Below are 1,409 nucleotides of genomic sequence, written 5' to 3'. Positions count from 1 at the left end.
ATCTGGCGTGTAGGTCACAATCGTGTCGCCTGGCTCATTTGGAACCTTCAGATTCTGGTTCGGTTCTGGGGTATAGCCCGGAACTTTTGGATAATCCTTGGCATCGATCGGATCTCCTGGGAACCCAATCACTTGCACTGGCGTGGTTGGCGGCAACGGCTCACCGTCTGGATCCGTTGGACTCTTCGGACCTTTTGGTACGACGGTCGTCGTCAGGGTTGCCTTCGGCACTTGGCCAAAGGTAATCGTGAACTCCTGATTATGCGGCGTGTCATGATCGAAAGTCGCACCAACCGTACCGTCATCGACAAGCACATAGCCTTGATCGATGGCTTTCTGAATATTCGGCATGAGCTGACTGTGGTCAACTGCTGTATCGCTTGGACCGGTGATTGCTTGATCTGGTGTGATCAGTTGCTTACCGGTTTCATCCACATACTTAACAGTAGCTTTCTGCGTATCTGGCGTGTAGGTCACAATCGTGTCGCCTGGCTCATTTGGAACCTTCAGATTCTGGTTCGGTTCTGGGGTATAGCCCGGAACCTTTGGATAATCCTTGGCATCGATCGGATCTCCTGGGAACCCAATCACTTGCACTGGCGTGGTTGGCGGCAACGGCTCACCGTCTGGATCCGTTGGACTCTTCGGACCTTTTGGTACGACGGTCGTCGTCAGGGTTGCCTTCGGCACTTGGCCAAAAGTAATCGTGAACTCCTGATTATGCGGCGTGTCATGATCGAAAGTCGCACCAACCGTACCGTCATCGACAAGCACATAGCCTTGATCGATGGCTTTCTGTATATTCGGCATGAGCTGACTGTGGTCAACTGCTGTATCGCTTGGACCGGTGATTGCCTGATCTGGTGTGACCAGCTGTGTACCGGTTTCATCCACATACTTAACAGTAGCTTTCTGCGTATCTGGCGTGTAGGTCACAATCGTGTCGCCTGGCTCATTTGGAACCTTCGGGTTCTGGTTTGGTTCTGGGGTATAGCCCGGAACCTTTGGATAATCCTTGGCATCGATCGGATCTCCTGGAAACCCAGTCACTTGCACTGGCGTGGTTGGCTTCAACGGTTCACCGTCTGGATTCTTTGGACTCTTCGGACCTTTTGGTACGACGGTCGTCGTCAGGGTTGCCTTCGGCACTTGGCCAAAGGTAATTGTGAGGTCCTGATTATGCGGTGTATCGTGGTCGAAAGTCGCACCAACCGTACCGTCATCGACAAGCACATAGCCTTGATCGATGGCTTTCTGTATATTCGGCATGAGCTGACTGTGATCAACTGCTGTATCGCTTGGACCGGTGATTGCCTGATCTGGTGTGATCAGTTGCGTGCCGGTTTGATCGACATACTTAACAGTAGCTTTCTGCGTATCTGGCGTGTAGGTCACAATCGTGTCGCCTG

The 1,409-nt window shown here is 52.3% G+C and carries 1 protein-coding gene; it reads right to left on the bottom strand.

Translation table 11 applies throughout. The features are described from left to right. A partial coding sequence (locus tag ACYVRB_RS14190) for a mucin-binding protein (RefSeq protein WP_461216064.1) occupies positions 1-1,409 on the bottom strand: 1,409 nt, incomplete at both ends.

This window comes from Lacticaseibacillus boliensis (assembly GCF_054784775.1).
Note: the sequence above shows the minus strand (reverse complement) of the source record. Positions and strands in the feature narration are given on the sequence as shown.